General features: G+C 61.6%; 3 protein-coding genes. All 3 read left to right on the plus strand.

Translation table 11 applies throughout. The features are described from left to right. The first annotated feature begins 677 nt into the window (after positions 1-677). Positions 678-2,261 carry an acyl--CoA ligase family protein gene (locus tag IRZ31_RS19995; protein WP_297157095.1) on the plus strand — a complete coding sequence of 528 codons (1,584 nt, stop codon included), beginning with the start codon at positions 678-680 and terminating at the stop codon, positions 2,259-2,261. Between the two features lie 236 nt (positions 2,262-2,497). Next, positions 2,498-4,204, plus strand: a complete 1,707-nt coding sequence (locus IRZ31_RS20000) for a toll/interleukin-1 receptor domain-containing protein (protein ID WP_297157098.1) — start codon at positions 2,498-2,500, stop codon at positions 4,202-4,204. Positions 4,205-4,492: 288 nt separating this feature from the next. Continuing rightward, a partial coding sequence (locus IRZ31_RS20005; RefSeq protein WP_297157101.1) for a toll/interleukin-1 receptor domain-containing protein occupies positions 4,493-5,215 on the plus strand: 723 nt, incomplete at its 3' end.

Below are 5,215 nucleotides of genomic sequence, written 5' to 3' on the forward strand. Positions count from 1 at the left end.
GTATGATGAAAAAGATGGTCCGAATCATTATGAGGGGTATTCGAAGGCATAAAAATACCCCCCTGATAATGTGGATCACTGTAAGAGTAGGCCGCAGCTAGACAGTACGCGTATATGAGAAGGGATCGGGGCGGACCAGAGTTTGACCCGAAGAATGCTTCTCCTAATATATACTGTCTTGTATATGATATAACCTAATCAATGATGATTGTCAATATACGGACGCTTCAGTTGATTAAATTTATGAACATGGCTCTAGAGTGAGAAACGGGTCAAGCCATCTTTCTTCCGATCTCTGAGGCTTCTCTGGCTTGAGAGGCCGCTGGTAAGGCGACAGAGCCTCGCCTATACGTAGGGGCAACAGCGGAGTCCAGGACAGCCCACGATGATGTATACTAAACCAACAATAGATAGACCAGCATAACTGGCCTGCCGCCTGCCCACTGCATCCGCTGGCCGCAGTGATAGCGCTCAGCCTGGGCCCAGCAAGAGCGAGGAAGGCGCCTGCCCCCAGCCCGGTTGTCAGGCGTTCGACTGATATGACAGGCCGCGGTGCTGGTTCTCGCTGGTTCTCTATTTGGATCAGGTAAATCACTGGAGAAGGCTCTGTCTGCAAAGCAGGAGTTCTGTTTCCCTCCCAGCATACGAGAGGAGGAGCAGAAAGGAGGAGAGCTTGTATGGCCGCCCATGCCAGGGTCTATCGCACTGAGCTGACACCGGTCAGCTTTTTGGAGCGCAGCGCCCTCGTCTTCCCCAATAAGGTGGCTGTTGTCCACGGCGAACGCCGCTATACCTACCGCCAGTTTGCCGAGCGTGTCTGGCGCCTGGCCAACCAGCTGCGCAGCGCCGGCCTGCGCAAACACGATCGCGTCGCCTTTCTTAGTCCCAATGCTCCAGCTTTGCTGGAGGCCCACTTTGGTGTACCCGCCGCCGGCGGCATCCTGGTGGCCATTAACACCCGCCTGACCAGCAAGGAGATCGACTATATTTTGAAGCATTCCGGTTCGCGCTTCCTCTTCGTCGATGCTGAGCTCCTGCCGCTGGTGGAGCCCCTAGAGCTGTCCGGCGTCGAGGTGGTGCGCATTGACGATACGGGACAGCCAGATGATCCCTACGAGCAGTTTCTGGCCGCCGGCTTGCCTGAGCCACCAGAGAGCTGGCTGGAGGACGAAGAGGAGACGATTTCGATCAATTATACGTCGGGAACGACGGGCAACCCGAAGGGTGTGATGTACACCTACCGCGGCGCTTATCTGAATGCCCTGGGCGAGGTCATCGAGACGGGCATGAGCAGTAGCAGCGTCTATCTATGGACGCTACCGATGTTCCACTGCAATGGCTGGTGTTTCCCCTGGGCGGTGACCGCTGTGGGAGCGCGCCATGTCTGCCTGCGCAGGGTCGACCCCGGCCTGGTGTGGGAACTGCTGGAGCAGGAGGGAGTGACGCACTACAATGGGGCGCCGACGGTGCATATCTTTATTGTGAATCATCCGCAGGCTCACCGCATCGAGCGCGGGGTGACGGTGACGGTGGCCGGGGCCCCACCTTCGCCGACGCTGCTGGCTCAGATGCGCCGCTTGAATATGCGCCCGATCCATGTCTACGGCCTGACGGAGACCTACGGGCCATATACGGTCTGCGAGTGGCACGAGGAATGGAGCGCGCTGCCAGAGGAGGAGCAGGCCCGCTTGCTGGCACGCCAGGGCCAGGGCTATGTTGTGGCGGAACGGGCGCGCGTGGTTGACAGCGAGATGCGCGATGTGCCCTGGGATGGGCAGACGATGGGCGAGGTGCTGATGCGGGGTAATAATGTGGCCAAGGGCTATTATGAGAATCCCGAGGCGACGGACAAGGCCTTTGCCGGTGGCTGGTTCCATTCGGGCGATATCGGAGTCTGGCACCCCGATGGCTATATCGAGCTGCGCGATCGCGCCAAGGATATCATTATCTCAGGCGGCGAGAATATCTCGACAATCGAGGTGGAGCAGGTGGTGGCGCGCCATCCTGCGGTGCTGGAGTGCGCGGTGATCGGCATCCCCGACCCAACCTGGGGCGAGCGCCCAAAGGCCTTTGTGACGCTCAAGCCGGGCCAGAGCGCCTCGGAGCAGGAGATCATCGAGTTCTGCCGCCAGCACCTGGCCCATTTCAAGTGCCCGGTGGCGGTCTCCTTCGGCGAGCTGCCAAAGACGTCGACGGGCAAGATTCAGAAGTTTGTCCTACGTGAACGCGAGTGGGCCGGTCGCGAGAAGCGCATTAATTAGGGCGCTGGCTGGCAACCACGCTGTGCACGAGAGCGCCCCTGGCGGAAGAGCCAGGGGCGCTCTTCTTTCTCTGGCTGATGCCTGCGACGCGATCCGGACAGTAGCTGCTATCTTATGCCTTCGCTGTTCCTCTTGCTTTTTTCTGCACTTTCCCATATACTGGTCGGCAGCCGGAGGCTTGGTTAGTTTGCCCATTGCTGCGCTCTGAGGTCGCAGCACCAGCAGGAGGGCCAACGATGGAGATAGGCCACCCGGTCAGTATTTTCTGCTCCTGGTCCGGGACTGGGACCGATGCACCCTGGCGCGAGCGTGTGCTGACGGCGCTGAGACCACTGGCCGCCCAGGGATTGATCGCGCTTCGGGATGATGGCCCACTCTCTATAGAGGGTGCCGTCGAGCAAGAGCCAGTACGTGGTCCCTCCGGTGCCGCTCTTTTCCTGGCCCTGCTCAGTCCCGATTATCTGCTCTCGTCAGCGTGCCTCGCCGAGCTAGAGCGGGGCCGACGGCGCCATGATGCCGGTGAGGTGCTGCTCATTCCGCTTGTGCTGCGGGCCTGCGCCTGGCAACAGAGCGCGGTCGGCGATCTGCAGCCCTGGCCTTCCGATGGGCTGGCGCTTGCCAGTCGCGACGATCCCGAGGAGGGGCTGCGCCAGGTTGAGCAGGGCATACAGCAGGTTCTGGGCCGCTTGCTCTTTGAGGGGGTTCGCCAGCGCGACGCCTCCGCTGCTGAGCTGCTGTGCTTCTGCGCTTGCCTGGCGCCCGCCCCCATTCCAGAAGCGCTGGTGACGCAGGGACTGGCCCGGCTGCCGCATTCGCTGGCTGTGACTGCTGCTGATCCGTCCACTTTGACCGCTGTCCAGGCAACGCTGGAGGCTGAGGCTCTCTTGATCCGTGATCCGAAGAGCGGCGGTCTGCAGGTTCATGAGCTGCTGCGGGCGGCGCTGCCTGAGCAATTGCCCGCAGAGGAGCAGGCGCGCTGGAGACGGCTAGCGCTGGAGGCCCTGGCGACACTGGCAATCGCTTACCCTGCCGGGGAGCCGGAACACTGGCCCCTCTATGAGGGTCTGCTGCCGCACACGCTGCACTGCGCCGCCTGGATCAGGATGGAGCCAGCTCTGCAGACGGCGCCCACCGCCAGGCTGCTGGAGCAAGTCAGTCTTTATCGCCGACTACATGGGAGCTATCAGGAGGCCGCTTCCTTAAGCGAGTGGGCACTGGCTATCCGCGAGCAGGTGCTTGGTCCCGATCACCTTGAGACGGCTGCCTCTCTTCACGATCTGGCTTTCCTGTATCACTTTCTGGGCCGCTCTGTTGAGGCGCTGCCTTTGCTTGAGCGTGCGCTAGCCATCCGTGAGGAGGCGCTCGGCCCCGCTCACTCTCTTACTGTTTCTACGCTTGAGTACCTGGCTTTCCTCTCTCTGAGCATGAGCCGTTTCAGTGAAGCTTTTCCTCTCTTCGAGCGTCTGGCTCCGCTTGCGGAGGAGATTTTCGGTCCCCATTCCCCTAAGACGATTTCTGCTTTGAACATGCTGGCGCTCTGCTACCAGCGCCAGGGCCGTGTTGCAGAGGCGTGCACACTCTTCGAGCGCGCTCTGCTGTTCAGCGAGCAGGCTCCTCATTCGGTCCCGAACCTTACTGGCGCTATTCTGCAGAATCTGGCACTCCTCTATCGCTCTCTGGGGCGCCGCGCTGAGGCCCTTGCGCTGCTCGAGCGCTCTCTTGCGATCGGCGAGCAGACCTTTGGTCCGACTCACCGTCGTGTTGCCATCACGCTCTATCATCTGGCCCTTCTCTATAGGGATTTGGGTCGCCCACAGGAGGCCCTGCCACTGCTTGAGCGCGCGCTGGCGATTTGCCAGCGCGCAGTCGGCCCCGACCATCCTCTCACGCGCCACTGCCAGGAGGTCTATCACCAGTTGCAACAAACTCAAGCAGAACCGTGAGCAGCTCGCAAGCAGAGTGGCAAGCCATTCTCTTCCTTCGTCCACGGGGGTACCCCAGGATGGTTTCTTCTCGCCACTGCGCATCAGGTCTCTCCCAGGCTTCTGCGATTCCAGTCTGCCTCTACCATCGATCGATGAGTGATCTTTCCTCGACTCTTGCTATACGCTTGCCTTGTCTTTGATCCTGTCTTCATGTATACTGATAGATTGAGAAATCTAGAAATAAACAAATCATTGATCCCTCGCCATGCCTGGCAGCCGCTGGGCATGGCGCCGGCGGAGAGAGTCATGGAGAGCCAGCTTCCTATTTTCTGTTCCTGGTCCAGGTCCACAGATGACCGCCGCTGGTTCAAGCGCGTGCTGACCGCCCTTCAGCCGCTCGAACGGCAGGGGCTGCTCTCGCTCTGGCACGACGGCCTGGTTGGCCCTGGCTGCGACCTCGACCAGGAACGTGCCCGCACCTTCGCGAACGCCTCGGTCGTCCTCCTCGTGTTCAGTCCCGACTATCTGGCCTCCGAGCAGGGCTACAGCGAGCTGCAGCAGGCCCTGCGCCGGTACGAGGCGCATGAGATCCTGCCCATCCCGGTGCTCCTGCGGGCCTGCGCCTGGGAAGAGGCGCTTGGCCTCGATCTGCAGCCACTCCCCTCCGATCGCCAGCCCCTCGCCAGCCGCCGTGACCCCGACGAGGGCCTGCGTCAGCTCGCAAGCGGCCTGCGCCAGATACTGAGTGACCGCGCGGCTCCACTGGCTGCCCACTCTGCCCAGCCCACGCCTGTTCTGTGGAATGTGCCATTCGCTCCCAACCCCTTCTTCACCGGTCGCGAGGAGGAGCTGGCGGCGCTGCGTGCCTCCCTCCAGCAGCGTTCGGCCGCCGCCATCGGCCAGGCTCAGGCCATCAGCGGCCTGGGCGGCGTCGGCAAGACCCGCCTCGCCGTCGAGTACGCTCACCGCTATCGCTCCGCCTACCGCGCCGTCCTCTGGGTCAACGCCGCCAGTCTGGATACGCTGCTC

The sequence above is a fragment of the Thermogemmatispora sp. genome (assembly GCF_019683635.1).
Taxonomy (GTDB): Bacteria; Chloroflexota; Ktedonobacteria; order Ktedonobacterales; family Ktedonobacteraceae; genus Thermogemmatispora.